Consider the following 26137-nt stretch of genomic DNA (forward strand, 5'->3'; position numbering starts at 1 on the left):
GAGTCCCGTTTCCCGTGAAAATTGCTGCTCAGGCGATTTCGTAGTTCTTGCCGAAATCCGGCGGCGGCGGCCCGTCAGCGGACCACAGGAACATCCCGTCCTTCTTGGTCCAGTCCACGGGCTTCCACTCGGTGTCCTTCCCGACCCGGTCCATGTCGAAGAAGTATTCGGCCATCCCATTCCAGGGATCGCGGAAGTAGTGGAAATAGTTGGAGCCGACGCCGTGGCGGCCAGGGCCCCAGGCGTGGCGATACCCCTTCCCCAGAATCCGTTTCGCGGCGATTTCGGTTTCGTCGATCGATGCCAGTTCGAAGCTGGCGTGATGGAATCCGGGCGCCGGCGAGTTCAGCAGGCCGAGCACATGATGATCGCTGTCGCCCGTGGTGCGCAGGAAGGCGGCGTAGGCGTCGACGATGGTGTCGCTCACCTGCATGCCGAGCACGTCGGAATAGAAGCGCAGTTGTCGCGTCACGTCCGGCGTGAAGAGGATAAGATGCCCCAGCCGGCGCGGCCTGGCGGCAATGTCTGGCCGCGGGCATCCGCGCCGGCCGATCCGGCTGACCGAACCGGGCCAGTTGATGTCGGGCACGGGTTCGCCGTGCGGCAGAGCCGGTTCGGCGACATGGACATTGACGAGGTTGCCGTCGGCATCGTGAAACCAGAGTCCATCCGGCGCATCCCGGTGAGGCGGATCGAGCCGCGCGATATCGCGCGCCTTCAGATTGCGATCGATCTGCGCCAACCCGCTCGCATCGGCGCCGAACGAAATGTGATGGAATTTGCGGTCGCGCCCGGTTTCAATCAGCACGACTTCGTCGTGATCGCGGCCGTCGCAGCGAAAACCGATCCGGTCGCCCTGCCCCTCGCGCGCGTTGAGGCCGAACGTCGTGTAGAACTCCATGCCGGCGCGCAAATCCGGTACGCCGAGCGCAAGGTATCGTAGTGCGTTGATCATTGGCCTCCTCCCATCGAAGCTTTGAGATCGTGGACCCGGCGGTCCGCGACGGCCGGCACCGCCGCGGCAATGCCCATGCCGGCATTCCATGCTGCAATATCGCGATAGAACAGGGTTTTCGAATGGTAAGGGCCGGACGCGCCGAGCGCCGCATAGGCGGCAATCCAGGAGCGGACTTCGTGTCCGCCGCAACCGGCTGTGCGCGTGAGTTCCTCGTCGGTGACGCGATCGAGCAGATCGAGTTCGCCGCGCGCCAATCCGTCCATGAACGAGCGGTCCCAGTCGGGATTGAGGGGCAGCGCGGCGCCTTCGCCTTTCATGAGCTTGCGCGCCGTTTCAAAATTCTGCTGCTCGCGCGCGCGCCGGGCCTCGATTGGAAGATTGCGCCCCGCGATCAGCATCTCCGCGACCTTGGGCGATGCATTCGCCATTTTCGGGATCGGCGGATCGTGCGACAGCCCACCGGACCCCAGCAGCAGCACGCGCAAATCGAGCGCCGCCGCCCAGGTTCCTATGGCCTCTCCCAGCCTGCGGACGCGACGGAAGGACGGAAGCGGCGGTCCTGCGCAGTTGATGTGGACCGGCAGCACCGGGTAGCTGTCGACGCGTCCGGTCAGCAGCACCAGCAATTGGGCGAAGCCGTGATCGGCCTGCATGCGATAGGACATGGCGATGTCGACATCGTCGGCCAGCACCGACCGGACGCAATCCACGGCCAGCGCCTCCGGCACGTCGAAGTCGCCGGCGCCGATATCGTAGTCGCCGATCGCCGTGGCCCGTATGCCGATCGTGAACGGCGGCAGCATGTCGTAGAAGAAGCCCTTGAAATGGTCGGGTGCGAAGATGATGACCAGTTGCGGGTCATAGGCGCGAACCTGGTCCGCGAGAGTGGAGAAGTGCGCGCGCACCTCGCGGTCGACGAGCGGGTCGGCGGCGACGTGGTCCATCAGCGGCGTGTGCGAGGCGCAGATGAGGCGCACGGTCATTATCGGTCTCCGGCCGCGGCGGCGCGGATGCGCGGGACCGAACCCGCATGTTCCGCAAGAAAATCGAGATGGAGCGCGTTGAATTCTTCGGCCTTCTCCCATTGCGGCCAGTGCGCGCAATCGCTCATGACGACCAGGCGCGAATCGGGGATGGCGGCGACGAAACGCTCCCCGGTCGCGACCGGCGCGGTGGGATCGTGCTCCGTCCAGATCACCAGCGTCGGCGCGCCGATGCGCGTGAGGCCTTCGTCGGTGAGCACATTGCGCATGCGGATCTCCATGTCCTGGAGACACAGAATGTGTTCCATCGCGCGCAGGAACCCCGGCTGGGTGTAGATGCGATGGCGCAGCTCGACCAGATCATCGGTCACGCGCGATGGATCGTTCATCAGCCATTCGAGACGGGCGCGCACCGTTTGGGGACTCGCCTCGGCCACTGCCTTCATGGTGACGGTGTAGACCCGCTTCATGACCACCGGATCGGTGTTGAGGCCGCCGGCGGTGTTGAGCGTCAGCGAGGCCACGCGCTCGGGATGGTCGATGGCGAATTGCGCGACGATCCAACCGCCCAGCGACTCGCCGTGAAGATGGGCGCGTTCGATGCCGAGCGCATCGCAGAAATCGAGCAGATGACGGACATAGTGCGGAATCTCATAGTCGTGATCGGGCTTGTCCGAGAAGCCATGGCCGACCATATCGAGCGCGACGGTGCGGAACCGCTCGGCATGCGGCAGCAGATTGCGCGTGAAGGATTCGAGATGGCCGCCGGTGCCGTGCACGAACACCACGGCTTCGGACGAAGCCGTGTCGCCGGCCTCGATATAGCGGGTGCGGATACCGCCGGCATTCACGAAGCCCAGCCGGATCGCTCCGTTCGCGATCTCAGGCCACAGATAGGCCATAGCGCCCTCCCCGAGCGTCCACTTTGATGTATACTAGCATGTAAGATGGAGATGTAAATACTAGCATGCAAGATATTGGCGGCACGGCTTCGAACCCTTTAGAAGCGTTGGCGGAAACCGCCACCGCTCGCAGACGCAATGCGGGTGCGAGAAGGACGCCGGAATTGAGCAAGAACAACCGGATCTACGATCTGGTCATCGACCGTCTCGTCAACGCGGGCTACGCTTTCGGCGACCGCTTGCTGGTGAAAGAACTGGCGACGGAGACGGGCGCCAGCCGCCAGCCGATCATGGCCGCGCTCAACCGGCTGAGCGCCGACGGCTTCGTCCGCATCATCCCGCAGGTCGGCTGCCAGGTGATCGATCCCAGCCGCGACGAGATCGCGGACTTCTTCCTGATGTTCCAGCGCATGGAGGGCCTTCTGGCGGAGCTCGCCGCGACAAGGCGCACCGAGGAGCAGCTGCGCGAACTGGTCCGGACGCAGGAACGCCTCGTGGCCATCGAGCGCACCGCGGATGCCCACGCCCATGCCGCCCTCAATCGCGTGTTCCATCACCTGCTGCACATCATGGCGCGCTCGCCGCTGCTGGACGAGAAGCAGCGCGCCAACTTCAACATGAGCGACTTCTTCATCACCCATTCAGCGGGGTTTGGCGCCTTCATGTCCGATGCGGTGCGCGAGCATGAACAGATCATCGATGCGATCACCAAGCGGCAGCCGGAGCGAGCGCGCTTGGTGGCGGAGGGCCATATCGCGGCCGTCGCCAGCGCGGTGCTGTCGGGCCTGAAGGACCGCTAACCCGTCAAGCAATCACCGGCCTACGCGACAGGCTCCTTCAGCGGCGACGACGTACGGCCGGACTGGACGGAGGCATCCCCGTAAGTGACGACCGTGTCGGCCGCGAAGCCGCCGGCGCGCCATTCGCCGATCACGCGCTCATATTCCAACGGGCCGGCGCCATAGGTCCCGCCGACGAAGGTCGGCTTGTCCCGGAACTCGCCCTCGTTGTTCAGGAAGCCCGGCGTGCACTCTTCGTAGAAATGCGTCATGTCGTGGTGCTTGGCTTGCAGTTCCGCCAGCCAGCGCTGCTCGGCCTCGGGCGTGACCTCCATGGTCCTGACGCCGCTCTCCAGGCAGCGCGCGATGAGATCGGTCGCGTGGACCGCCTGCATCGACAGCGTGTGCGTGAAGTTGAACGCCGTGGTTCCCTGCGCGGTGCCGCCGACGATATGGAAATTGGGAAATCCGGCGATCTGCGTGCCGTGCACCGAGCGCACGCCATGCGCCCATTTCGTGTCGAGCGTCACACCGTTTCGGCCGATCAATGTGTAGCCGCCCACCTTGTGCGGCGGCGCGCCGACGTCGAAGCCGGTCGCGAAAACGATGCATTCGACGGCGTATTCACGGCCATTGAAGACCACGCCCGCTTCGGTGATCGCATCGACGCCATGCCCATCCGTATCGACGAGCGTGATGTTTTCCCGGTTGAAGGCCTGCAGGAAATCGTCGCTGAACAGGGGCCGCTTGCAGAGATAATTGTACCAGGGCTTCACGGCTTCGGCGATTCTGGGATCCTTGACGATCTCGGACACGCGTTGCCGGATCTCTTCCATCTTTTCGTAGTCGACGCGCTGCATCAGCTCGGGCGGCGGGACTTGCGATCCCGTTTCGTGCTGTTCGGCCATCAGGGCGCCGAAGCGCTTCCAGAAATCCGTCCAACGGTCGCCGACCATGTCTTCGCTCTGCGGCAGGCCGGAGATGAGCGCCAGGAAATTGTTCATGCGCTGTTGCTGCCAGCCGGGCGGCTGGCTCTTGAACCAGTCCCGATCGGTCGGCGCGTTGTCGCGCACATCGATGGCGGACGGCGTGCGCTGGAACACGAACAGATGGCCGGCATGCGGCGCTAACCTGGGCACGATCTGCACCGCCGTGGCCCCGGTGCCGATCACCGCGACGCGCTCGGTGGACAGCTTCGTCTGCCCGCCGCTGGCGTCGCCGCCGGTATAGCGATAGTCCCAGCGACTGCTGTGGAACAGCTTGCCCTTGAACGACTTGATCCCGGGAATGCCCGGCAATTTCACTTTCGCCAGCGGGCCCTGGCTCACCGTAACGAAACGGGCGCGCAGCACATCGCCGCGATCGGTCTTGATATGCCAACGCGCCGACGCCTCGTCCCAGGCGATGGTGAGGACCTTGGTCTGGAACAGGGCCTGCTCGTAGAGGCCGTAGTGCCGGCCGATCGCCTGGCAATGCTCGAAAATCTCCCCGCCCGCCACGTATTTCTCGCGCGGGATCGTTCCGACTTCCTCGAGCAACGGCATATAGACATAGGATTCGATGTCACAGCGCACGCCGGGATAGCGATTCCAATACCAGGTGCCGCCGAAGTCGCTGGCCTGCTCGATGATACGGAACGAGTTGACGCCCAGATCGCGAAGCTTTGCCGCGGTCAGAAGGCCACCGAGGCCGCCGCCGACAATCGCGACATCGACATCCTCGACGACGGCGTCGCGCACAAGCGGCGTGTCGATATAGGGGTCCGCAACGAAGCCTTCGAACTCGCCGGTGGCTTCGATGTATTGGCTTTGGCCGTCGCGCCGCAGCCGCTTGTCGCGTTCGTCGAGATATTTCCGATGCAGCGCCTCGTAAGACGCAGGCTTCCCCCCGGCATCCGTCATCGCAATCGCCTCCCAGTCGCCGTTTCTGTTCGTCCAGACACTCTTCGGGTCTGTGGCGCCTGCCCGCCCGGGTCGAGAAAAGGGCTTGAGCAAACGTCGCACCGATCATATAGATTATATGCTAGCATGCAAGATGGTCGAACACGGAACGAACGGCCGCCGCTTAAGGGCGGACAAGACATGGGGACGGAAATGGCAGCGGGCACCAAGACGGCAACCGCCGGTATCGATCACGCGGCCATAGCGGCGCGCCTGCGCGAGGCCTATGCCGGCCGGCCGCTGGCACCGATCCGCGACGCCCTCGCCGGCGCGACGGCCGACGACGCCTATGCAATCCAGTCCGAAAATACCCGCTTCTGGCTCCGCGAAGGGCGCAAGCGGGTCGGGGCCAAGATCGGTCTCACCGCGAAATCGGTACAGGCGCAATTGGGCGTCGACCAACCGGATTTCGGCGCGCTGTTCGCCGACATGCAGGTTGAGGATGGCGGCACGGTGGCGGCGGGCCGGCTGATCCAGCCGAAAGTGGAGGCGGAGATCGCCTTCGTGCTTGGCCACACGCCGGATCCGGCGGCCGATGATCTGTCCGCACTGGCGGACGCAGTCGCCCATGCGCTGCCGGCCATCGAGATCGTCGACAGCCGCATCGAGAATTGGAATATCGGCCTGATCGACACCATCGCCGACAATGCGTCGTCGGGCCTGTTCGTGCTTGGCACGACGCCCGCGGCGCTGCGCAATATCGACCTGCAACTCTGCGGCATGGTGCTGGAAAAGAACGGCGAGCCGACATCGTTCGGCGCCGGCGCCGCCTGTCTCGGAAATCCGCTGATTGCGCTGCGATGGCTCGCCCGCAGGATGGCCAGCCTGGGAAGTCCCCTTGCGAAAGGCGACATCGTGCTCGCTGGCGCGCTTGGTCCGATGATCGCGGCCGCGCCGGGGGACACCTTCACGGCATCGATCGCCGGACTCGGCTCGGTCCATGTGCAATTCGGGCGCTGAGAATATGAAGAAAAAAACCGCCATCATCGGCTCCGGCAATATCGGCACCGACCTGATGATCAAGATCCTGCGGCATTCCAAGGTGCTGGAGATGGCCGCGATGGTGGGCATCGATCCCCAATCGGATGGGCTTGCGCGCGCCGACCGGCTCGGCATCGCGACCACGCATGACGGGATGGAAGGGTTGATGGCGCTGCCCGTCTGGCCGGACATCGAGATCGTGTTCGACGCGACCTCGGCCGGCGCGCATTCGCTCCACGCCGCGCTGGTCCGCGAGGCCGGCAAGACGATGATCGATCTCACGCCGGCCGCCATCGGTCCCTATGTGATCCCGGTCGTCAACGGCGATATCCATCTCGACGCGCCCAATGTGAACATGGTGACCTGCGGCGGACAGGCGACCATTCCGATCGTGGCGGCGGTGTCGTCGGTCGCGACCGTGCACTATGCCGAGATCGTCGCGTCCATCGCGTCGAAAAGCGCCGGTCCCGGAACTCGCGCGAACATCGACGAGTTCACCGAGACGACGGCGCGCGGCATCGAGCAAGTTGGAGGCGCCGCCAAAGGCAAGGCGATCATCATCCTGAACCCCGCCGAGCCGCCGCTCCTGATGCGCGACACGGTCTATACCTTGTCGTCCGGCGCCGAGGAGGCGACGATCGCGGCTGCGATCCTAGCCATGGTGGCGAAGGTGCAAAGCTATGTGCCGGGCTATCGCCTCAAGCAGGCCCTGCAGTTCGAGCGGTTCGGTTCGAACAATCCGATCCGGTTTCCGGGCCAGGGAACGTTCGAGGGGATCAAGACCACGGCCTTCATCGAGGTGGAGGGCGCGGCCGACTATCTCCCGGCCTATGCCGGCAATCTCGACATCATGACCTCCGCCGCGCTTCGGACCGCCGAACAGATCGCCGAGCGGCGGCGCAAGGAAGCGGCGTGATGGCGTTCGATCCGACAACGACCAAGCTCTACATCCAGGACGTGACGCTGCGCGACGGCATGCATGCGATCCGTCATCGCTACGGCCTCAGCCATGTCCGCGCCATCGCGGCGGCGCTCGACGGCGCCGGTGTCGACGCCATCGAGATCGCGCATGGCGACGGGCTCGAAGGCTCGTCCTTCAACTATGGCCTGGGGGCGCACACCGACTGGGAATGGATCGAAGCCGTGGCCGATTGCGTCGAGCGCGCCGTCGTCACCACGCTGCTGCTGCCCGGCATCGGCACGGTGCACGACCTCAAACAGGCCTACCGGCTGGGGGCGCGCTCGGTGCGGATCGCAACGCACTGCACCGAGGCGGACGTTGCCCGGCAGCATATCGCCGCCGCGCGCGATCTCGGCATGGACACGGCCGGCTTTTTGATGATGAGCCACATGATCGAGCCCGACCGGCTGGCGGCGCAGGCCAAGCTGATGGAAAGCTATGGCGCGACCTGTGTCTATGTGACGGATTCGGGCGGCGCGCTCGACATGGACGGCGTGCGCGAAAGGCTGGAAGCCTATGATCGCGTGCTGGAGCCGCGGACGGCGCGCGGGATCCACGCGCATCATAATCTCAGCCTCGGCGTGGCGAATTCCCTGGTGGCGGTACAGGCGGGCGCCATCCGTATCGATGCCAGCCTGACCGGCATGGGTGCCGGGGCGGGCAACGCGCCGCTGGAGGTCTTCATCGCCGCCGCCGACCGCAAGGGCTGGCGGCATGGCTGCGATCTCTACAAGCTGATGGACGCCGCCGAGGATCTCGTGCGGCCGTTGCAGGACCGGCCGGTCCGGGTGGACCGCGAGACGCTCAGTCTCGGCTATGCCGGCGTGTATTCCTCCTTCCTGCGCCATGCCGAAAAGGCCAGCGCCGACCACGGCATCGACACGCGCGAGATATTGGTCGAGCTTGGCCGCCGTCGCATGGTCGGAGGGCAAGAGGATATGATCGTCGACGTCGCGCTCGACCTGCTGGCCGCGCGCGGCGCGACGTCTTAGCGGAGGCTGTGGCATGGATCTGGGTATCGCGGGACGCAAGGCTATCGTGTGCGCGGCCAGTCACGGCCTTGGCAAGGCCTGCGCCACCGCGCTGGCGCGCGAAGGCGTCGACGTGCTGATCAACGGTCGCGACCCGGATGCGCTCGAAGCGGCCGCCGACGCGATCCGGCGGCAGGCGCCGAATGTCTCGGTCCTCACGGTGGCCGGAAGCGTCACCGACCCCGATTGTCGCGCGGCCATGCTGAGCGCCGTCCCGGATCCGGACATCCTGGTGAACAATGCCGGCGGGCCGCCGCCCGGCGATTTCCGCAACTGGAGCCGCGAGACCTGGATCGCCGCCCTCGACGCCAACATGCTGAGCGCGATCGAGCTGATCCGCCTTTCGCTCGACGGCATGGCGGAACGCGGCTTCGGCCGCATCGTCAATATCACCTCATCCACCGTCCGCGTCCCCATCCCGGTGCTGGGGCTGTCGAATGCGGCGCGCGCCGGCCTGACGAATTTCGTGTTCGGTCTGGTGCCCCAGGTCTCGGCCAAGGGGATCACGATCAACAATCTCCTGCCCGGCCCCTTCGACACCAACCGCCTGCGCAATTCGAAGGAGATCACGCGTCATCTCACCAGCAATCCCGTCGCGGGACGGGTCGGCGATCCCGACGAACTCGGCGCGGTCTGCGCATTTCTGTGCAGCAGGCATGCCGGCTATCTGACCGGCCAGAACATCCTGATCGACGGCGGTCTCTATCCGGGAAGTTTTTAGGCCATCCCGTCGCGGCGCGTGAGGCTATTCGTCGGATTGTTGATTGGCGATGTCGGCATCCCGAAGATCGAGCTCATGCTCGATTCGACGCCGCGCTTCGTCTTTCAGCCCGCCGCTCCGATAGAGTTCGTTGACGAACGCCCGCTCGGCGGCAATCAATTGAAACTCGATATCGTCGTGAAGTTCGGAAAGCCTCTGCTTGATTTCATCGCGACCGCTTCTCTGATCGATCTGATTCAGCCGGTCGCGGTTGAGGACACGGAGCGGCTCGACGACGTCGTCCGAGAGCTGCCGCTCCATGGCGATATCCTCGAGCCGGGCCATCGCCGCCTCGACGGCCCGCCGCCGGGCGGCAAATTCCTCGGTCCGATTGGCCTGTAATTCCTGCGCGCCGGCGCGGGCGAGGCCAAGGCCGCGCATCACCGCCGGCAACAGCAGGCCCTGCCCGACCAGCGTGACCAGGATGACCGAGAATGTCAGGAAAAGTATGAGGTCGCGATGCGGAAACGGCGTCCCGTTCTCGATCGCGATGGGGATGGCGAGCGCGGCCGCCAGCGAAACGATGCCGCGAATGCCGGTGAACGCCAGCGCGAACGGCCATTGCCATGGCGGCGAAGGATCCTTCCGCGCGATTGCGGGGATCAGCCATCGCGGCAGGTAGGTAGCTGGATACATCCATACGAATCGCGAGACGATCACCACCGCGCTGACGATGACGGCGGAAAAAACCAGTTCGGAAATCGAATAGCCGCGGATGCCCTCCAGCAGGGCGCGCGCCTGAAGGCCGGTGATGAGGAACACCATGCCTTCGATCAGGTATATGAAAAAACTCCAGAAGAAGACGCCCTGCAGGCGCGTCGCCGCGCTGATCATCCGAAGCCCGTTCCAGCTGATGTAAAGCCCGGCCGTCACCGTCGCGAGCACGCCCGAACCGCCCAACATTTCTGGCGGCCAATAGGCGAGGAAGGGCGTGAGGACGGAAAGCAGGATCTCTATGCGCGGCTCCGCGACCCAGCCGCGCAATCGCAGCATTGCCCAGCCGATGGCGATGCCCCAGAGAATCTCGCCGACGACGATGGCGGCGAACGCCCCTGCGGCGTGACCAAGGGAAAACGAACCCGTGCTGACCGCGACGACCGCGAAGCGATACAGGATCAGCGCCGTGGCATCGTTTGCCAGTCCCTCGCCTTCAAGAATGACCGCGAGGCGCCTGGGAAGCTGCATGCGGCGGACGATCGAAAGCGGCGCCACGGCGTCCGGCGGCGAAACGATGGCGCCCAGGGTAAAGCCCACAGGCCATGGAAGGCCGAGAAAGGCGTGCGTCGCCCAGGCAACCGCGCCCGTGGTGAACACGACGCAGCCCACCGCGAGGAGCGATATGGGCCGAAGATTGAAGCGAAATTCGCGCCAGCTCATCGCGACGGCCGACGAATAGATCACCGGCGGCAGCACCAGAAGCAGCACCAGTTCGGGCGCCAGCTGCAGCGGGGGCAATCCGGGTATCAGCGCCAGCACGACGCCCGTCAGGACAAGAAGTATGGATGGCGGGATTTTCAGGCGCGACGCCGCGAACGCAGCCCCGGCGATCACGAAAAGCAGGGAAATCAAAATCTGGAGCGTCGAGGTCATGGGCGGATCTTGGCCGAATGGCGCTGGCGAGGTTGGACCGGTCAGCCGATGCTAAGGCATCCGGGACGCATCCGTTAAGCGGGATCGTCCGGCCGGATTTCACATAGCGCACAGGCACCTGCCATCCGGGCGCGCCGGCATTTCACGAGAGCCCACGGGCTCTCAGGTTGCCGCTCGTCGAGTCCGGAAAGAAGCCGATCTTGCGGCACCCCGCCATGGAAGCCGGCAAATCAAACCGGCCGGTGAAGTCTTCGACCACCGGTGCGATCGTCATCCACGGTTAGTCTCGTGCCAACTCGACCGCGGTGCCGGCCAGCGCATCCCCGCTGATGTGTCACGCGTCCAGGAACGGCGCGGTGCGCGCGATCAAAGCTTCGAGCCACCGTCGACGCGCAGCGTGTCGCCGCTGACCCAGCGGGCGGCGTCGGAAGCGAGAAAGGCGATGGCGTCGGCGATGTCGGCGGGTTGGGCGACGCGCTTGAGGGCTTGTATCCCGAAGACGATCTCCCGCCCGGCCTCGGTGCCGGCGAAGCTTGACATGTCGGTCTCCACCACGCCGGGCGCCACCGCATTGACCCGCACGCCGCGCTCGCCCAGGGCCGCGGCGAAGTGCTTCACCAGCGTGTCGATGGCCCCTTTGGTGGCCGCGTAGGCCGAGAGCGTTCCGACATTGGCATGGGCGGCCAGCGAAGAGAGCAGGACCACGCTGGAACCGTTGCCCAGGACCGGCATCAACTGCTGGACCAGGAAGAAGGGCGCGCGAACGTTGACGGCGAACAGGTTGTCGAAATCCTCGACTGTGTAGTCTTCGATCGGAGCGGACTTGGCGACGCCCGCATTGGCGACCAGGATGTCGAGACGATCGCCGACGATGCGGCGCACCTCCGCCGCCAGTTTGTGCGCTCCGTCCGCGGCGGCCAGATCGGCCGCTAGAGCCTGAGCGCGGCCGCCGGCGTCGCGAATCTCGCCGACGACCGCGTTCGCTTCGGCGGCATTCCTGCCGTAGTGGACGAGCACCTGCGCTCCGGCCTTGGCGAGGGCCAGAGCGGTGGCGCGGCCGATGCCGCGGGAGGCGCCGGTAACAAGAGCGGTCTTGCCGGAGAGGGTATTGGTCATGGCTTGGGTCCTTTCACATTGACGGGTTCAGGCACTTGGTTCGCATCGGTCAGGCGTTGGTGCCGCCATCGATGGTCAGGCTCGCGCCGGTGATGTACGAAGCCTCGGGACCGGCGATGAACGACACCATCGCCGCGATATCGTCGACACTGCCGTAACGTTTGAGCGCCGTATTGGCCTTCTGGGGGATCGCCCATTCGCTCGCGGCGGGATTCAAATCCGTATCGATCGGGCCGGGCTGGACATTGTTGACCGTGATGCCGCGGTCGCCGACCTCCCGGCACAACCCCTGTGTAAACATTTTGATCGCGCCCTTCGTGGCCGCGTAAGCCGCAAGCCCGGGGGTCATCATGCGTTCGCCCACGCAAGAGCCAATCATGATGACGCGGCCGCCGTCCTTCATGTGCTTCAACGCTTCCTGTGTCGCGATGAAGGTGCCGCGGACGTTGAGATCGATAACGCGATCCAGTTCCTCCAGCGTCGCCTCCTCGAACCTTTTCGGAATGGCCGTGCCGGCGTTGTTCACAAGCACGTCGAAACCGCCGAAGGTAGCAACTGTCTTTTCAAACGCGGCCTTAACGGCTTTGGCGTCGACGGCATACGCCTGGATCGCGATCGCTGTTCCGCCGGTGCGCCTGATGGCCTCGACGACCGACGCCGCGGCATCGGCGCCTTTCGTGTAAGTGATGGCGACCTTGGCTCCGTCGGCGGCAAGACGCCTGGCGATGGCCGCCCCGATGCCGCGCGAGCCGCCGGTGACGAGCGCAATCTTGCCTTCGAGCTTCTTCGACACTTTTTCCTCCTTAAGGCGACGCGCCGCCGGTTTGGACTCTTGCCGAGCGGCTGTCCGGAAAAATTGCAGCGAACCTGCGTGATTTGGATTTTCCGATCACCGACCGAGCAAGCGAAAACGGCCGCCGTCTCGAACGGCGCCGGCGCCTTGCCGACCGAATGAAATGTCATGACACTCACGCGGGCGCCCGGCATTGGCGCATCGAAGGTGCAATTCGCCGATGGGCTTCTGCCTGAAAGTAATCGTCTTGGGATGGCTGCTCTGGGTCGCCGCCGTCGCCGATTGCCGGGCGCTCGACAACACGCGCGCCATCGATCAGTTCCAGCACATGGCCTGGTCGACAGGTGACGGCGCGCCGCCCGATATCTGGGCACTCGCGCAAGGCCCCGATGGCTTCCTCTGGCTGGGCACGGGCGCCGGGCTTTATCGCTTCGACGGTGTTACGTTCGAACGCATCCAGCCGGCGGATAACGGTCAGTTCCCGTCGATGGACATCACCTCTGTCGCCACGCGGTCCGCGGGCGATGTTTGGATCGGCTATTACGCCGGCGGGGTGAGCCGGCTCAGGGACGGACACCTGACGAATTTCACCGTCCAGCAAGGCTTCCCCGCGGGACGGGTCTTCGGGATCGCGATCGAGGCGTCCAGCGTGGTCTGGGCGGCGGCCAAGCAGGGTTTGGCGCGCTATGACGGAAGGCGGTGGCAGACCGTCGGCAGCGACTGGAATTTTCCGCCTGGTGGCGCCCAGTACCTGATGATTTCGCATGACGGAACGCTTTGGGTGACGACGGACAAATCGATCCTTTGCCTGAGACCGCATGCGCGGCGCTTCCAGACCGTGCTGGAGCCTGCCCTGGCGCGGGCCCGGCCGGTCGAGACCCTCGACGGAACGATCTGGATCTCCGAACAGTCCGCCGGCATCTTCGCGCTCACGGGACCGGGCGGGCGGCTGCTCGATCGGCCGTCACCCGTCCCCGCAGGATCGGGGCGAGACATCCTGCGCGCGAAATCGCTCCTCTTCGACCGGGATGGCGTCCTTTGGGCCAGCGATGCCGATCGCGGCGGCATCTTCCGGGTCGTGCATCCCTCGGCACATGCCGGCGCGCTGCAGCGGGCCGATATCAGCGATGTCTTCAATCAGAAAAGCGGATTGACGGCGGATATCGCCGTGCCGCTTCTTGAAGATTCGGAGCGCGATATCTGGGTCGGCACAAATCTGGGCTTGGACAGGTTCCGCGACATCGCCTTCACGCCGATCAAGCAGATACCGGATCCGCTGGGTTCGGGCTATGCCTTCGGCCGCGAACCGGACGGGTCGATCCTGATCGCCAGCGGCGTGGGGCTGTTTCATGCGAGAAGCACGCAGGCCATTGACCGCGGAATCACACTCCCGCTCATCGTTGGCAGCGTCGTCGTGGACCCGAAAGGCCCAATCTGGCTGGCTGGCCTCAACCGCGATTTCAAATCCCGGCTCGTCGCGCGCCTCGACGGCGATCGGCTGACGCCCGTTCCGTTGCCCGGCACGATCCCGGCCGACAGCACCGAAGTGCTGACCGAAGATTCCAACGGCAGCCTTCTCGTCGCGTTCCGTCCCTATGGCATCATGCGGTACAAGGACGGCGCATGGTCGCCGCTGCAGGCGCGGCCTACCTTGCCGTCTCAAGGCTACGGCAAAGTGCTGCGCGACCGTCGGGGCCGCCTTTGGATCGGCTATTCGACCGGCGTTGCCGCGCTCGTCGACCACGGTACGGCGCGATTCTTTTCCGCCCGCGACGGACTGTCGGTGGGAACCATCACGACCATCGACGATGTGGATGGTGCCGTCTGGATCGGCGGCGAAGAGGGGCTGGCGCGATTCGACGGCGAGCGGTTCGAAACGATCGGCGCCAAACGGATTGCGCCGTTCCGGGGCATCACGGGCATCGTGGTCTCCGGCGACGATGCGGTATGGCTGAACGGCATTTTCGGCATCGTGCGCGTGAACCGGCACGACTTTCTAAGGGCGTTGCGCGATCGGGATTACCAGCTTCCCTGGCGCCAGTTTGACTACCGCGACGGTGTCGTCGGGGCGGCCCAACAGGGCATCGCGCATACGGCGTTGGCGGGCGCGGACGGCACGCTCTGGTTCATCACCAACCACGGCATCGTGACCGCCGATCCGCGCCGCCTGCGTCTGAACACAAAGCCGCCGCCCGTCTCGATCCTTGGCCTCGTCGCCGACGACAGGGCGTTTCCGCTTGCCGGAGCGGCCCTGCCGCCGGGAACGGGTGATATCCGTATCGACTATGCCGGCGTCAGCCTGCCGGTGCCGGAGCGTGTTCGTTTCCGCTACATGCTGGAGGGGCTGGACAGGGACTGGACCGATGCGGGCGCGCGTCGGCAGGCGTTTTTCACCAATCTTTCGCCGGGCGATTACCGCTTCCGGGTCATCGCCGCGAACGATGACGGCGTCTGGAATACGACCGGTGCCGCGCTTTCCTTCACCGTGCAGCCGGCCTTCTACCAGACGAAGACTTTCTACGCGCTCTGCGGGGTGCTTCTGCTGTGCGCGCTCTGGCTTCTCTATACGTTGCGTCTCAGGCAGGTGACGGCGCGACTGACGGGCATGCTCGAGGAGCGGCTCCGGGAGCGCGAACGCATCGCGCGCGAGCTCCACGACACGCTGCTGCAAGGCGTGCATGGCCTGATCCTGGAATTTCAGGCCATCGCAAACCGCATCCCCGCGCAGGAGCCGATGCATCAACAGATGGAGGGCGTGCTCGAACGCGCGGACAATGTCCTTATCGAAGGCCGCGAAAGCGTCCACGATCTGCGCGTGGCCGGCGAAAATCGGGATCTCGCGAACGATCTGAAGGACGCCGCGGCCGAGCTGTCGCCCTCGGGAACGCCCGATTGCAGGATTTTGCAGCGCAGCCAGCCCCGCCGCCTGCATCCGGTCATCCACGAGGAAATCCTAAAGATCGGCCGCGAGGCGCTCATCAATGCCTGCCGGCACGCGAATGCAGCCGCTATCGAGGTCGAACTGTCCTATCGGCGCGGACGATTCCGGTTGTGCGTGCGCGACGACGGCGCCGGCATCGCGGACGAGGTGCTGGTGCGCGGCGGGCGGGAGGGCCATTATGGCCTCAAGGGGATGCGCGAGCGCGCGGAACGGATACAGTCCGTCCTCACGATCACCACCGCGCTCTCGATCGGGACGGAGATCGAATTGGTCGTTCCGGCCCGAATCGCTTATGCGCGACCGGTGCGCGCGGCGGCTTGGCCGTCGCCGCTGAGACGTGTTCTGGGACTCTGAGCCATGTCCACACCGCAATCGACCGAACCCATCCGCCTCCTCGTGGTCGACGATCATCCGATGCTGCGCCAAGGCATCGCGAGCCTGCTTCAGTCGGAACCGGACCTCGCCCTGGCCGGCGAGGCGGCGACGGGCGGCGAAGCGATCGAGCTGTTCCGCGCGCTACGGCCCGACGTCACCCTGATGGATATCCAATTGCCGGACATGGACGGCACCGAAGCCATCCGTCGCATCCGGGAGGAATTTCCCGCGGCGCGCCTGCTCGTGCTCACCACCTATTCCGGCGATGTGCAGGTTCTGCGCGCGCTCAAATCGGGCGCTGCCGGCTATCTTCTGAAGAGCGCGCTGCGCAAGGATCTGCTCGACGCCATTCGGACGGTCCATGCGGGGGGACGCAGGCTGCCGCCCGATATCGCGATGAAGATCGCCGAGCATGCCGGCGACGATGCCCTCAGCGGCCGCGAAGTCGAGATCCTGCGCCTCGTGGCGACGGGGCGGACCAACAAGCAGATTGCCGAAAAGCTGTCGATCGCCGAAGAAACGGTGAAGACCCATATCAAGAGCATCCTATCCAAGCTCGGCGTCACCGACCGGACGCAGGCCGTCACCACCGCTCTGAAGCGCGGCATCATCGAGCTCTGATCCAAGCCCCCCGCGGCAAATGCCTCCCCCGAACGAGGGAGCGCGTGCTCGCTTGAACTGGTCTTTGGCCGCCGGACGGCTTCTGCGAACGTGCCGTCGTTCCTGCAGGAGGCGGTCATGCACGCGGCAATCCCGATATCGACGCGAACTTCGTTTCCGAGGCCCGTGGGCGGCGTGATGCCAGGCGAACGGCCGCAGTGCCGAACGATCCCCGCCGGCAATATCCGCTCGCGCCGGACATGGGGCGGAGTGGCCGCCGAACTGGTCGATGTGCGGCCGGACGGGGCGTGGAAGGAGCCGTTCGCCGCCGGCACGCTTCGCGTCACGGCCGTGCTCGGCTTTGTCGGTCGTTCGATCGAGATGCGCCTCGCGCCCGACAGGCCCGGCCGCGGCGGCCGGGCCGGACGAGGCCAGTTGAACATCCTGCCGCCCGATATCCCGGCCTGGGAACATGCGAGCGACGTCTTGCATCTGCGCCGGCTCGCTTTGCATTTCGACGTGGCGACGCTTGGAGCGCTGGCGGGCCGGCCGCCGTCTTTCGCGGCATCGCCGGCCCTGCTCATGTTCGAGGATTCCCGCATCCGCGACCTCGCCGGCCTGCTGGCCGGCGAGTGCGAGACCGCCCTTCCGCTCGGCGATCTGTATGCGGAATGCGTCGTCGCGGCGCTTACCTCCGCTGTTCAAGCGCACCTCGGGGCGCCCACGCCGACGAATAGTGGCGGCGGCCTGACGCCGAGGAATCTCAAACGGATCGAAGAATTCGTCGAGGCGTTCCTGCCCAGGCAAATTCGGCTCGGTGAGCTCGCGGCTTTGACCGGCTTTTCGGAGTCGCACTTTTATCGCGCTTTCAAGGTGTCGACGGGATCGTCGCCGCACCGTTGGCTGCAGGAGCGGCGGGTCCGCCGCGCCCAGGCTCTCATACTCGGCTCGGCGTTGCCGTTGGCACAGATCGCGCTGGAGACCGGATTCGTGGATCAGGGTCATCTGACGCGGGTCTTCAAAAGCGTGACGGGCGCGACCCCGGCGGCGTGGCGCCGGGAGAATCTGGGCCGCGCCGCGCCGGCGCCAGCCGACCGATCTTGGGAAGCCGCGCAAAACATTCCGGGTTGAAGACAATCGTCAGGAACAACCGCGAGCGCGGCCGCCGAACATATGGGAATCCGAGGCATCGTTCGTCTGCAGTGGCTGCTCGGCACGGCCTGCGCCGTGCTGATCGCAAATCTCTATTATGCGCAGCCCTTGACGGGCGTGATCGGCGCGGCGCTTGGATTGCCGCAACAGAGTGTTGGTCTGATCGTCACGCTGCCGCTCGCCGGCTATGGCACGGGATTGCTGTTGCTGGTGCCGCTCGCGGATCTGCTCGAGAACCGGCGTCTGGTGCTGGCTTTGGTCGGCGGCGAAGCGGTCTGCGTCCTGCTGCTCGGGCTCCTATCGAGCGCCGGACAGTTTCTCGGCACGGCCTTCCTCGCCGGCGCCATGGCGTCGGCCGTCCAGATCCTCGTACCCTATGTGACCTATGCCACGCCCGAGGCGACACGCGGCCAGGCGGTCGGCAAGGTGGTGAGCGGCGTCATGCTCGGCATCATGCTGGCACGGCCGTTGTCGAGCTTTGCGTCCAACTTGGGCTCGTGGCGGGCGATCTTCCAGATCTCGGCCGCGCTGCTCGCATTGCTCTTTATCGCTTTGTGGTTCGCGTTGCCGCCGCGCCGGCCGACGTCCGAAGGACGCTATGGCGCCTTGCTGCTTTCGATGGGCCGCATCTTCGTGACGACCCCCGTCCTGCGCCGCCGTGCCTTCTATCAGGCTCTCATGTTTGGCGCGTTCAGCGTCTTCTGGACGGCCGTGCCCTTATGGCTGACGGGTTCCCAGTTCAACCTATCGCAGCGCGGCATCGCCCTGGTCGCGCTTGCTGGCGTCGCGGGCGCGGTGGCACCGCCTCTTGCCGGCCGCTTGGCCGATAAAGGATTCACGCGGAGCGGCACCATGGGAGCGATGCTCCTGGCCGTTGCGTCGTTCCTTGCGACGGGGCTGGCGCGCGGCGGTTCGACGGCGGGCGTCGTTCTCGTGACGCTGTGTGCCATGGCCCTTGATTTCGCGGTCTCGGCCAACCTGGTCTTTGGACAGCGCGCGATCTACGCGCTGGCGGCGGACCAGCGCAGCCGGATCAACAGCCTGTTCATGACCACCTTCTTCATCGGCGGCGCCATCGGATCAGCCGCGAGCGGCTGGTGCTATTTCCGTTTCGGTTGGGCCGGCATCATCATGATGGGAAGCGCGCTGCCGGCCTTGGGCCTCGGCTACCTCAGCATCGAGCGGAGATGAAAGCGCTTCGATGTGGCCAAAGCACCCTCGGCAACGGGATGGCGGCGCAAGGGTGCGCGCTCAGTGTTGCGACGCCGCCACGGTCGCCGGACCGGGCTCGGTCGCGGCCGGCGTGGGCATGAACACACGCACGATGGAGGCTATCGCGAGCAAAACGCCGGCAATCAGGAAGGCGCCGTGAATGCCGAATTGAGCGCTGATCGGGGCAATGACCGCCGGATTGAGGAAGTCTGCCACCGAGACGATGACGAACACCAGGCCCACGGCACGGCCCCGCACGGCGGGCGCGGCCTTTTCCAGAATGAGATGGCCGGTGAACGGCGTTGTCATGCCGCAGCCGAATCCGAAAACCAGGCAGGCGGCGGCGACGATCGGGATGTGCGTGACCGTGCCGGCGACGATGAAGCCGAGCGACATCAGGCCGGTGAAAAGCACCACGATCCATTTGCGGCCGAGAAAGGCAAAGATCCAGCCGAACAGCATGCCTGCCGACATGCTGCCGATCGAGCCCAGCGAGATCATGAACGAGCGCGTCGTCGGTTCGCTGACCCCATCGGCCGCCAGCAGGAACGGAACCTGGATCGCCGACATCATCACGGCGACATAGAGCACGAGGATCAGGAGATAGAGCGGTATCAGCGGTGTCAGGCCGCCTTTCTCTTTCGCCTGGGATGCACCGACCAGCGCCTGGTTGCCGCGCACGGTCAGCGCGACGCACAGAAGGAACACCAGCGGCAGCAGATAGATGTAGAACGGCGCGCGCCATCCGTCGGCATGGGCGAGCGCCCCGGACAGATTGATCGCGCTGACGCTGACGATGCCCGACACCGCGCCCGTATAGCCGAGCAGCTTGGCGCGGAGGCCGCCATCCGCCCACTCGGAAAGCAGCATCATCACGCAGGTCGAATGGGTCGCCACCACCAGGCCCAGCAGAAGGCGCGAGATCAGAAGAGGCCACATGTCGCTGAGATAGAGGCCGGCGGACCCGGTCACGACATAGATGGCGAGGCCGCCCAGCATAACCCGCCTGAGGCCCAGCCGCTCCAGCAGGAATCCCGAGAGGGCGCCGCCGATGATCGTGCCAAGGCCCGGCATCGCCATCATCATCTGCGCCACGAAGGGCCCGCGGGTGCCGCCGCCGAAATTCTCCGCCAGCGTCGGCAAGATCGGGGCGAGCGCCGCGAAGACCAGCGTGGCGCAGGGCGAGCTGGACAGCAACAGCACATAGGCCAGAATGCGAAGAGTGGGATTGGACGGCATGCCGATGCTGGCCTCGCGCGGCGCCTTCGGCGCCACTTCGGCGGCAAGGACTTCCTCTTCGCTTTCCAGCGTCATGCCTCATCCTTCATCGGTACGCGCCCGGACCATAGAAAGCATGGTCCGGGCGGCTTCGTCAGGCGATCAGTGCGACCGCTCGCCGTCAGAACTTGGCCGACAATTCGACTCCGACGGTTCGACCTATGTCGTAATAGCCCGACGCGATACCGAGCGAGGTGCCGAAGTCCACGACCCCGGTCCTGGGATGCAGATCGAGCAGATTTTCGCCATAGACCTGCACCTGAAGCGGCACTTCGCTGTAACCCGTCGCGATATCGGACAGGATCAGATGCGCGCTCAGGTCACGAACCACGTCGATCGGCAGATTGGCCGAGTAGGGATTGAGGCTGGCCAGAGTGTAGGCGTTCTGGGCGCTGCGATAGGCATAATCGACGCGGATGCGCGGGCTCGCAAAGCTGAAATGCGGGAACTCGTATTCCGCGCCGATATTGGCCGTGAAATGCGACACGCCGGAAACCAGCGCCTGCGCGGCGACGTCGACCGGATGTCCCATCGCGTCGATGTTGAAGTAATGCACGAACTCCGGATCGACATAGCCGAGGCTGCCGTTGAGGCGCACGGAATCCCCGAGCAGCGCGACCACTTCCAACTCGCCGCCCTGGAAATGCGCCTTGGCCGCGTTCACGATCTGCGACGCGCCGTTCACGCCGTTGAACTGACTGATCTGCATGTTGGTGTAGATCGTGTCATAGAGGGCGAGATTCACCTGCAACCGGTTGTCCAGCCATTGCGACTTGGCGCCCGCCTCCCAGGACAGAGCCTGCTCCGGCGCGTAGGCGGGTTGCAGCGATCCGGGATTGTAGCCGCCGGCCTTGTAGGCATTTGAAACACGCCCATAGGTCATCAGCTCCGGCGTCCACTGGTAGGAGACGCTCAACAGCGCGCTGCGGTTCGACCAGCTGTTGCGCAGGTACTGAGACACCGGCGACGGGCCCGAGGTCGTCGTGTCGTATTCGTACATGCTCTTGCGATCGGTCGTGAAGCGCAGCCCGCCGGTGACTTCCAGTTTTTCGTCGAAATAGGACGGCCGATAAGAGACCTGTCCGAAGGCCGCCTGGGAATCGACGTTGTTGGTGTATCGGCGGCTCTTGTGGATCTGCAGCGCGCTCGTCGGCGACAGCACGAAGGTGATGTCCGCCGGCAGGTATTCGCCGATCTTCTCATGAAAGTAATAGAGACCGGCGACATAGCTGAAATCGCCGAGCGTGCCGGTGACCTGCAATTCCTCGGAGAACTGGTTCTGATGGCCCGGCTCGCCGACATTGATGAAGGGACCGACGGGCTCGATCGGGTTCGCCGGATTGGCGGGATTGAGGACCGGGCCCAGTAGACCCGCGCTGCCCATGAACTGCGGATAGAGATTCTGGCTCAGGCTGCGCGTCGCGGAGATCGATTTGATGTTGAAGGCGTCGGAGACGTTCCAATCGACGGTCAATTCGTTGCCCGTGTTCTCGACCCGGTTCGCCTGCAGGCGGGGATCGAGATATTCCTTGCCGATATATTTCGTGCCGACCAGGAACGGCGCGCCGCCATTGGCGGGTGAATTGCCGTAATAGGCAAGCGGCGTCGCCGCGGCGAATTCGAACTGCGCATAGGGGCGCTGTTCGGCGTGCGACCAGTCGAAGCGATAATCGAAGGACAGCGCGTCGGTCGCATTCCACAACAGCTCGAAGCTCGCCGAATTCGTGTTGCGCGAACCCGCCCAATCGGCGCGGGAAAAGCCCGGCGCGTTGGCGAAGCCGTCACGCTGGTCGTGCCCGAACGTGGCTTTGGCATAAAGGTTCGTGTCGCCGATCTCGCCGGTGTTCAGAACCGTCTTCGAGATGATCTGGTTGTAACTGCCGTAGGAAATCACCTGACTGCCGCCGAAATCTTCCGTCGGCTTGGTCGTATAGATGTTGACGGCACCGCCGGTGGTGTTGCGGCCGAAGAGCGTGCCCTGCGGGCCGCGCAGCACTTCGACGTGATCCACGTCCGGCAGGTCGAAGGACAGGCCGGCGCCATGCGGTATCAGCACGCCGTCGACATAGACCGCAACCGGCGAGTCGGCATAGAGGCTGCTCGAATTGGACCCAACGCCGCGGACATAGACGAGCGCGCCCGTGCCCGCCGCGGAGGACGGGGTCAGAATAAGATTCGGCACCACATTGGACAGGTCTTCCAGCCTTACGATCGTCTGGTCGGCCAATTGCGCGCCGGTCAGGGCCGTGACCGCCACCGGGATGCGCTGAATGTCTTCGCTGACCTTGCGGGCGGTGACGACGACCTCTTCGATTTGGGCGCCACCCGCCTGCGGCGTTCCGGTGTCGGTTTGCGCCCAGGCGCCCGAGACGGCACCTATCTGCAACGCCAGCCCGATCGCCGTGCTTGCCAGCACTTTTCGTCTAATGTCGTACGTCATTCGCTCCTCCGGTATTTTTTAACGCCCCTTCCCGAGCGCCTCAGCCATCGGCTGAATTTGGTCATACTGTAGGTCTGTCGGACAATTCCGTCTAGACGCGAGTGTCGGCCCGCCTCAGAAAGACGCCAGCCGTTACTTTTCTGCCGCTATCCGTTCCGCGGCGAGGATCCCGAAGGTCGACGCCTCCGACCAACCGCCGGCCACGCCAAGACGCGGCCCGCCCTGGAGGCCGCCCATCGCGCCGCCCGCCGCATAGAGGCCTGGGATCGGACGGTCCGTCATGTCGACAATCTGGGCGTCCGGGGTCACCGCCAGGCCGCCCATCGCAAACGTGATCCCGGCTATGACGGGCATGGCGAAATAGGGCGGGACACTGAGGGCACGGCCGCCCGGACTGCGGGGCGGGGCGAGGAGCGCCGCGCCCGAAGCCGCGCCGTCGTTCTTGCGCGCCGGACCTTCGAAGACCTCCTCTCCCGGAACGCCGGTGACCTCATAGAGCGAGGCACGTGCGGCGGGGCCGGCCGCGCTCGCCCAATAGGCGTTCACGGCTTCGACATTGCGCACGACGGCGTCGCGCGGAAGACCGGCCTTCTCCGCCAGCTCGCCGATCGTGCCGGCCTCTAACAGCGTCGCCGCCAGTTCGACGAACAACGGGTTGGCGGGGACATCGCCATAGCGGCCTTCGCGCTCCCACATGCTCGAATCGAAGATCGCCCAGCAATTGTCGGGCGTGCGGCTCCGCGCGATCGCGTTGGCGACGCGTTCGCCCTTCGCGCTTTCGTCGACGAAGCGTTCGCCATGGCCGTCGACGAGCAGGCCGGTATAGATCAGAGCGCCCGGCGCGGGCAGCGGCCACAGCCGGTCGTCGGTCAGCGCGTCGCGCGACAGCGCATAGCCGTAGAACCACTCCATGTTCACGCATTTCGCGCCCAGCGAAAGGCCGATGCGCAGCGCATCGCCGGTATCGTTGGGCGATCCGCGCAGCTTGTAGTGCGGCGTGATGTATTTCGCGACGAGTTCGGGATTGCCCTGAAAGCCGCCATCGCAAAGCAGAAGATTGCGGCCGCGGACAAAGCTGTCGGATGTCGCGGTGCGCACGCGCACCGCATAGCCGCCGTCGATCCGCTCGGCCGCCACCGCGCGATGGCCGATGCGATGATCCCCGCCCGCGGCGACGAAGGCGGCATGCATCTTCGAAAGCAGGATGTCCGGCCCCTTGTCGCGCCAGCCCCGCCCGACGGTGGAGTCGCGTTGGGGCAGCAGCACGTTCTGCATCGCCTCCTCGGCCGGATTGAGCACGCCGAACGGCGCGCCTTCCTCGGCCAGGAAACGATAGGCCCGGCGCACATTGTTCGCCCAGGCGCGCACGACATCGGCGCGCGCGTGCCCGCCGGTTTCGTCCATCACCTTGTTGTAGAGTTCGTCAGGCGTGCGGATCTTGGGATCCCACATCGCGGCGTGAAACCACCCACCGGAAATGCGTCCATTGCCAAAACCCGGCGCGCTGTCGTGGCGCTCGAGCACGATGGCGCGGAGCCCGAGCTGCTGTGCGCGGCGCGCGGCGCAAAGCCCCGCCACGCCGCTGCCGACAATCACGACGTCGGCGATATCGCCCGCGCCGCTCATGGCGCTTCGACACCCGGCACGGAAACTTCGACGATGTCGATCTGGCCGCTTGAATTAACTTCGGCGTCCTTGCGGCGGTCCGAACCGATGTACCGCAGATTGTCGATCAGTTCGAAGCCGGTGGTCGCGAGATACAGCGTCGTCCCGTTGGGGCCGCCGAGCGCGGGCGCCAGCGTATCGCGCCCCGGATTGGGAATCTCGTCGAGCAGTCTTCCATCCGCGCCCAGGCGATAGGCGCCGACATTGCCGCCGCCGCACCATACCGCGCCTTCGGCGTCGAGGCAGATGCCGTCGATGACAAAGCCCGGTCGTTCCGCCATCGTTTCGCGGTTCGTCAAGGAGCCGTCGGACTTGATGCGAAAGCGCGTGAGGCGGCCGATGCGCGCTTCCGCGACGATCAGGTGCTCGCCATCCGGCGTGACCGCCGAACCGTTCGGCGCGACCATGTCTTCGGCCACGACCCGGCAGGTGCCGTCCGGCATCGCAAGAATGACATTATCCGTCGCCGAACCCGTGGCTCCGCCGTTGCGGCCGCCGACATAGGCGCGCCCTTCTTTGTCCACCACCATGTCGTTGATGAACGACGCGCAGTGCGGCGAAAGATCGGCATGGGTCCACAGCTTGCCGTCCTTGAACGCCAGGAGCTTGCGGTCAAGCATCGCGGAAATCAGCAGCGTACCGTCGGCGAGAAAGCCCAGTCCGGACGGCCGGTCGTCGATCCCGACGACCTTGCTGAGTTTGCCGTCCGCAGTGAGATGCATCACGGCATGGCCGTGAATGTCGGAGAACCACAGCGCGCCATGGCGCCAGCGCGGCCCTTCCGGAAAGCTGATCCCGTCGGCGAGTGTGCGAAGCCCAGTCTTGCCCGTCATAGCTGTTCCTCCCTGTGCTTGTTTTGAAGGAGGCTATAAACTGTCGGACAGTTGGTCAATCCGCCTTAGCCGGCGGTATAGCCACCATCTACATATAGCGTCTGGCCGGTCATAAAGGCCGAGGCGGGCGAGGCCAGGAACACCAGCGCCCCCAAAAGGTCGCCCACTTCGCCCAACCGGCCGACGGCGATCCGGCGCTTGATACCGTCATACAAGTCGGGCTGCAGCCGGATCAGATCGCGGTTGAGGTCGGTCACGATGACCGTCGCCCCCAGCGTGTTGACCGTGATGCCGTCCCCGGCCACCTCGAAGGCCAGGGAGGCGCCAAAATTCGCCAGCGCCGCCTTGCTCGCGCAATAGGGCGTGCGGTTGGCCATGCCGCGGCCGGACAGAACCGAGCCCATATTGATGACGCGGCCATACTTGTTCCGGGCCATCACCGGCACGAAGGCGCGCGCGCACAGGAACGCGCCGGTCACGTTGACATCGACGATGCGGCGCCATTCCTCCACCGAAAGTTCGGTCATCAGCTTCGGCGCGGTGACGCCGGCATTGTTGAAGAGAATGTCGGCCCGGCCGAACCCCGCCTGCACCTTCTCCGCGACCAGGTTCACGGCCGCCTCGTCGGTCACATCGGCTTCCACGATAACGGCGCGCCGGCCTGCGCCCGTCACGGCTTGCGCAGCGCGTTCCAATTTTGCGCGGTCGCGGGCTACGAGCGCCACGTCGGCGCCGGCCTGGGCAAAGGCGCGCGCGGCGGCCGAGCCGATACCGCCGCCGGCACCCGTCACGACGGCAACCCGACCGTCGAGCCGGAAACTGTCGAGGATCGAGGTCTCGGACATCG

Annotated in this window: 22 protein-coding genes; 9 read left to right on the forward strand and 13 right to left on the reverse strand. The window is 65.3% G+C overall.

Annotated elements, in window-relative coordinates; all coding sequences use genetic code 11:
• Nucleotides 1-28: 28 nt before the first annotated feature.
• Genes WDM86_18320 through WDM86_18330 form a run of 3 tightly spaced genes read right to left on the reverse strand, consistent with a single transcriptional unit; the run spans nt 29 to nt 2843 of the window.
• Nucleotides 29-955, reverse strand: a complete 927-nt coding sequence (locus WDM86_18320; GenBank protein MEI9991981.1) for a VOC family protein — start codon at nt 953-955, stop codon at nt 29-31.
• Nucleotides 952-1941, reverse strand: coding sequence for a 3-carboxyethylcatechol 2,3-dioxygenase (locus tag WDM86_18325; protein ID MEI9991982.1), 990 nt, complete (start codon nt 1939-1941; stop codon nt 952-954). Before WDM86_18325 ends, WDM86_18320 begins: the two co-directional genes overlap by 4 nt.
• On the reverse strand, nt 1941-2843 hold the full coding sequence (locus WDM86_18330; GenBank protein ID MEI9991983.1) for an alpha/beta fold hydrolase: 903 nt from the start codon (nt 2841-2843) through the stop codon (nt 1941-1943). The genes WDM86_18325 and WDM86_18330 overlap by 1 nt, the downstream gene beginning before the upstream one ends.
• 164 nt (nt 2844-3007) lie before the next feature.
• On the opposite strand from WDM86_18330, the gene WDM86_18335 reads away from it, so the two are divergent.
• Nucleotides 3008-3643, forward strand: a complete 636-nt coding sequence (locus WDM86_18335) for a GntR family transcriptional regulator (protein ID MEI9991984.1) — start codon at nt 3008-3010, stop codon at nt 3641-3643.
• 20 nt (nt 3644-3663) lie between these two features.
• On the opposite strand, the gene WDM86_18340 is transcribed toward WDM86_18335, so the two are convergent.
• Nucleotides 3664-5523: an NAD(P)/FAD-dependent oxidoreductase gene (locus tag WDM86_18340; GenBank protein ID MEI9991985.1), complete on the reverse strand. Its 1860-nt coding sequence runs from the start codon at nt 5521-5523 to the stop codon at nt 3664-3666.
• Between the two features lie 192 nt (nt 5524-5715).
• On the opposite strand from WDM86_18340, the gene WDM86_18345 reads away from it, so the two are divergent.
• Genes WDM86_18345 through WDM86_18360 form a run of 4 tightly spaced genes read left to right on the forward strand, consistent with a single transcriptional unit; the run spans nt 5716 to nt 9256 of the window.
• Nucleotides 5716-6522, forward strand: a complete 807-nt coding sequence (locus tag WDM86_18345) for a fumarylacetoacetate hydrolase family protein (GenBank protein ID MEI9991986.1) — start codon at nt 5716-5718, stop codon at nt 6520-6522.
• 4 nt (nt 6523-6526) lie between these two features.
• A complete protein-coding gene (locus WDM86_18350; GenBank protein MEI9991987.1) occupies nt 6527-7459 on the forward strand; it encodes an acetaldehyde dehydrogenase (acetylating) in 933 nt (310 codons plus the stop codon).
• Entirely contained in the window at nt 7459-8496 is a 1038-nt protein-coding gene (gene dmpG / locus WDM86_18355) for a 4-hydroxy-2-oxovalerate aldolase (protein ID MEI9991988.1), read from the forward strand. The genes WDM86_18350 and dmpG overlap by 1 nt, the downstream gene beginning before the upstream one ends.
• A gap of 13 nt (nt 8497-8509) precedes the next feature.
• Nucleotides 8510-9256, forward strand: coding sequence for an SDR family oxidoreductase (locus tag WDM86_18360; GenBank protein ID MEI9991989.1), 747 nt, complete (start codon nt 8510-8512; stop codon nt 9254-9256).
• Between the two features lie 24 nt (nt 9257-9280).
• Here the strand turns inward: WDM86_18360 and WDM86_18365 are convergent, their stop codons facing one another.
• The 4 genes from WDM86_18365 to WDM86_18380 form a co-directional block, all read right to left on the reverse strand.
• The gene (locus WDM86_18365) at nt 9281-10885 is read right to left on the reverse strand and encodes a Na+/H+ antiporter (protein MEI9991990.1); all 1605 of its coding nucleotides are present in this window, start codon (nt 10883-10885) and stop codon (nt 9281-9283) included.
• A 142-nt stretch (nt 10886-11027) separates the two neighbouring features.
• The gene (locus tag WDM86_18370) at nt 11028-11159 is read right to left on the reverse strand and encodes a hypothetical protein (protein MEI9991991.1); all 132 of its coding nucleotides are present in this window, start codon (nt 11157-11159) and stop codon (nt 11028-11030) included.
• A gap of 92 nt (nt 11160-11251) precedes the next feature.
• Nucleotides 11252-12001 carry an SDR family oxidoreductase gene (locus WDM86_18375; protein ID MEI9991992.1) on the reverse strand — a complete coding sequence of 250 codons (750 nt, stop codon included), beginning with the start codon at nt 11999-12001 and terminating at the stop codon, nt 11252-11254.
• Nucleotides 12002-12050: 49 nt separating this feature from the next.
• Nucleotides 12051-12794: a 3-oxoacyl-ACP reductase family protein gene (locus WDM86_18380; GenBank protein MEI9991993.1), complete on the reverse strand. Its 744-nt coding sequence runs from the start codon at nt 12792-12794 to the stop codon at nt 12051-12053.
• Between the two features lie 220 nt (nt 12795-13014).
• Here WDM86_18380 and WDM86_18385 point away from each other — a divergent pair, with 220 nt between their 5' ends.
• The 4 genes from WDM86_18385 (at nt 13015) to WDM86_18400 (ending at nt 19053) form a co-directional block, all read left to right on the forward strand.
• The gene (locus WDM86_18385; GenBank protein ID MEI9991994.1) at nt 13015-16089 is read left to right on the forward strand and encodes a triple tyrosine motif-containing protein; all 3075 of its coding nucleotides are present in this window, start codon (nt 13015-13017) and stop codon (nt 16087-16089) included.
• Between the two features lie 3 nt (nt 16090-16092).
• Nucleotides 16093-16731 carry a response regulator transcription factor gene (locus tag WDM86_18390; GenBank protein MEI9991995.1) on the forward strand — a complete coding sequence of 213 codons (639 nt, stop codon included), beginning with the start codon at nt 16093-16095 and terminating at the stop codon, nt 16729-16731.
• Between the two features lie 249 nt (nt 16732-16980).
• Nucleotides 16981-17841, forward strand: coding sequence for an AraC family transcriptional regulator (locus tag WDM86_18395; protein MEI9991996.1), 861 nt, complete (start codon nt 16981-16983; stop codon nt 17839-17841).
• A gap of 42 nt (nt 17842-17883) precedes the next feature.
• Nucleotides 17884-19053: an MFS transporter gene (locus WDM86_18400; protein ID MEI9991997.1), complete on the forward strand. Its 1170-nt coding sequence runs from the start codon at nt 17884-17886 to the stop codon at nt 19051-19053.
• Nucleotides 19054-19113: 60 nt separating this feature from the next.
• Here the strand turns inward: WDM86_18400 and WDM86_18405 are convergent, their stop codons facing one another.
• The 5 genes from WDM86_18405 to WDM86_18425 form a co-directional block, all read right to left on the reverse strand.
• Nucleotides 19114-20388, reverse strand: coding sequence for an MFS transporter (locus WDM86_18405; GenBank protein ID MEI9991998.1), 1275 nt, complete (start codon nt 20386-20388; stop codon nt 19114-19116).
• Nucleotides 20389-20473: 85 nt separating this feature from the next.
• Entirely contained in the window at nt 20474-22792 is a 2319-nt protein-coding gene (locus WDM86_18410; protein ID MEI9991999.1) for a TonB-dependent receptor, read from the reverse strand.
• A gap of 132 nt (nt 22793-22924) precedes the next feature.
• Complete coding sequence (locus WDM86_18415; GenBank protein ID MEI9992000.1) at nt 22925-24418, reverse strand: FAD-dependent oxidoreductase; 1494 nt, start codon at nt 24416-24418, stop codon at nt 22925-22927.
• Nucleotides 24415-25290 carry an SMP-30/gluconolactonase/LRE family protein gene (locus tag WDM86_18420; protein MEI9992001.1) on the reverse strand — a complete coding sequence of 292 codons (876 nt, stop codon included), beginning with the start codon at nt 25288-25290 and terminating at the stop codon, nt 24415-24417. Before WDM86_18420 ends, WDM86_18415 begins: the two co-directional genes overlap by 4 nt.
• 65 nt (nt 25291-25355) lie before the next feature.
• Nucleotides 25356-26135 carry an SDR family oxidoreductase gene (locus WDM86_18425; GenBank protein ID MEI9992002.1) on the reverse strand — a complete coding sequence of 260 codons (780 nt, stop codon included), beginning with the start codon at nt 26133-26135 and terminating at the stop codon, nt 25356-25358.
• Nucleotides 26136-26137 lie beyond the last annotated feature (2 nt).

This window comes from Rhizomicrobium sp., assembly GCA_037200045.1.
Lineage (GTDB): Bacteria > Pseudomonadota > Alphaproteobacteria > Micropepsales > Micropepsaceae > Rhizomicrobium.

Excerpts from the sequence above, each read along its gene's own strand:
- WDM86_18320 (MEI9991981.1), bottom strand. The coding sequence starts at position 955 with ATGATCAACGCACTACGATACCTTGCGCTCGGCGTACCGGATTTGCGC.
- WDM86_18325 (MEI9991982.1), bottom strand. The coding sequence starts at position 1,941 with ATGACCGTGCGCCTCATCTGCGCCTCGCACACGCCGCTGATGGACCAC.
- WDM86_18330 (MEI9991983.1), bottom strand. The coding sequence starts at position 2,843 with ATGGCCTATCTGTGGCCTGAGATCGCGAACGGAGCGATCCGGCTGGGC.
- WDM86_18340 (MEI9991985.1), bottom strand. The coding sequence starts at position 5,523 with ATGACGGATGCCGGGGGGAAGCCTGCGTCTTACGAGGCGCTGCATCGG.
- WDM86_18345 (MEI9991986.1), top strand. The coding sequence starts at position 5,716 with ATGGCAGCGGGCACCAAGACGGCAACCGCCGGTATCGATCACGCGGCC.
- WDM86_18350 (MEI9991987.1), top strand. The coding sequence starts at position 6,527 with ATGAAGAAAAAAACCGCCATCATCGGCTCCGGCAATATCGGCACCGAC.
- dmpG (MEI9991988.1), top strand. The coding sequence starts at position 7,459 with ATGGCGTTCGATCCGACAACGACCAAGCTCTACATCCAGGACGTGACG.
- WDM86_18360 (MEI9991989.1), top strand. The coding sequence starts at position 8,510 with ATGGATCTGGGTATCGCGGGACGCAAGGCTATCGTGTGCGCGGCCAGT.
- WDM86_18365 (MEI9991990.1), bottom strand. The coding sequence starts at position 10,885 with ATGACCTCGACGCTCCAGATTTTGATTTCCCTGCTTTTCGTGATCGCC.
- WDM86_18370 (MEI9991991.1), bottom strand. The coding sequence starts at position 11,159 with ATGACGATCGCACCGGTGGTCGAAGACTTCACCGGCCGGTTTGATTTG.
- WDM86_18375 (MEI9991992.1), bottom strand. The coding sequence starts at position 12,001 with ATGACCAATACCCTCTCCGGCAAGACCGCTCTTGTTACCGGCGCCTCC.
- WDM86_18385 (MEI9991994.1), top strand. The coding sequence starts at position 13,015 with ATGGGCTTCTGCCTGAAAGTAATCGTCTTGGGATGGCTGCTCTGGGTC.
- WDM86_18390 (MEI9991995.1), top strand. The coding sequence starts at position 16,093 with ATGTCCACACCGCAATCGACCGAACCCATCCGCCTCCTCGTGGTCGAC.
- WDM86_18400 (MEI9991997.1), top strand. The coding sequence starts at position 17,884 with ATGGGAATCCGAGGCATCGTTCGTCTGCAGTGGCTGCTCGGCACGGCC.
- WDM86_18405 (MEI9991998.1), bottom strand. The coding sequence starts at position 20,388 with ATGACGCTGGAAAGCGAAGAGGAAGTCCTTGCCGCCGAAGTGGCGCCG.
- WDM86_18410 (MEI9991999.1), bottom strand. The coding sequence starts at position 22,792 with ATGACGTACGACATTAGACGAAAAGTGCTGGCAAGCACGGCGATCGGG.
- WDM86_18415 (MEI9992000.1), bottom strand. The coding sequence starts at position 24,418 with ATGAGCGGCGCGGGCGATATCGCCGACGTCGTGATTGTCGGCAGCGGC.
- WDM86_18420 (MEI9992001.1), bottom strand. The coding sequence starts at position 25,290 with ATGACGGGCAAGACTGGGCTTCGCACACTCGCCGACGGGATCAGCTTT.
- WDM86_18425 (MEI9992002.1), bottom strand. The coding sequence starts at position 26,135 with ATGTCCGAGACCTCGATCCTCGACAGTTTCCGGCTCGACGGTCGGGTT.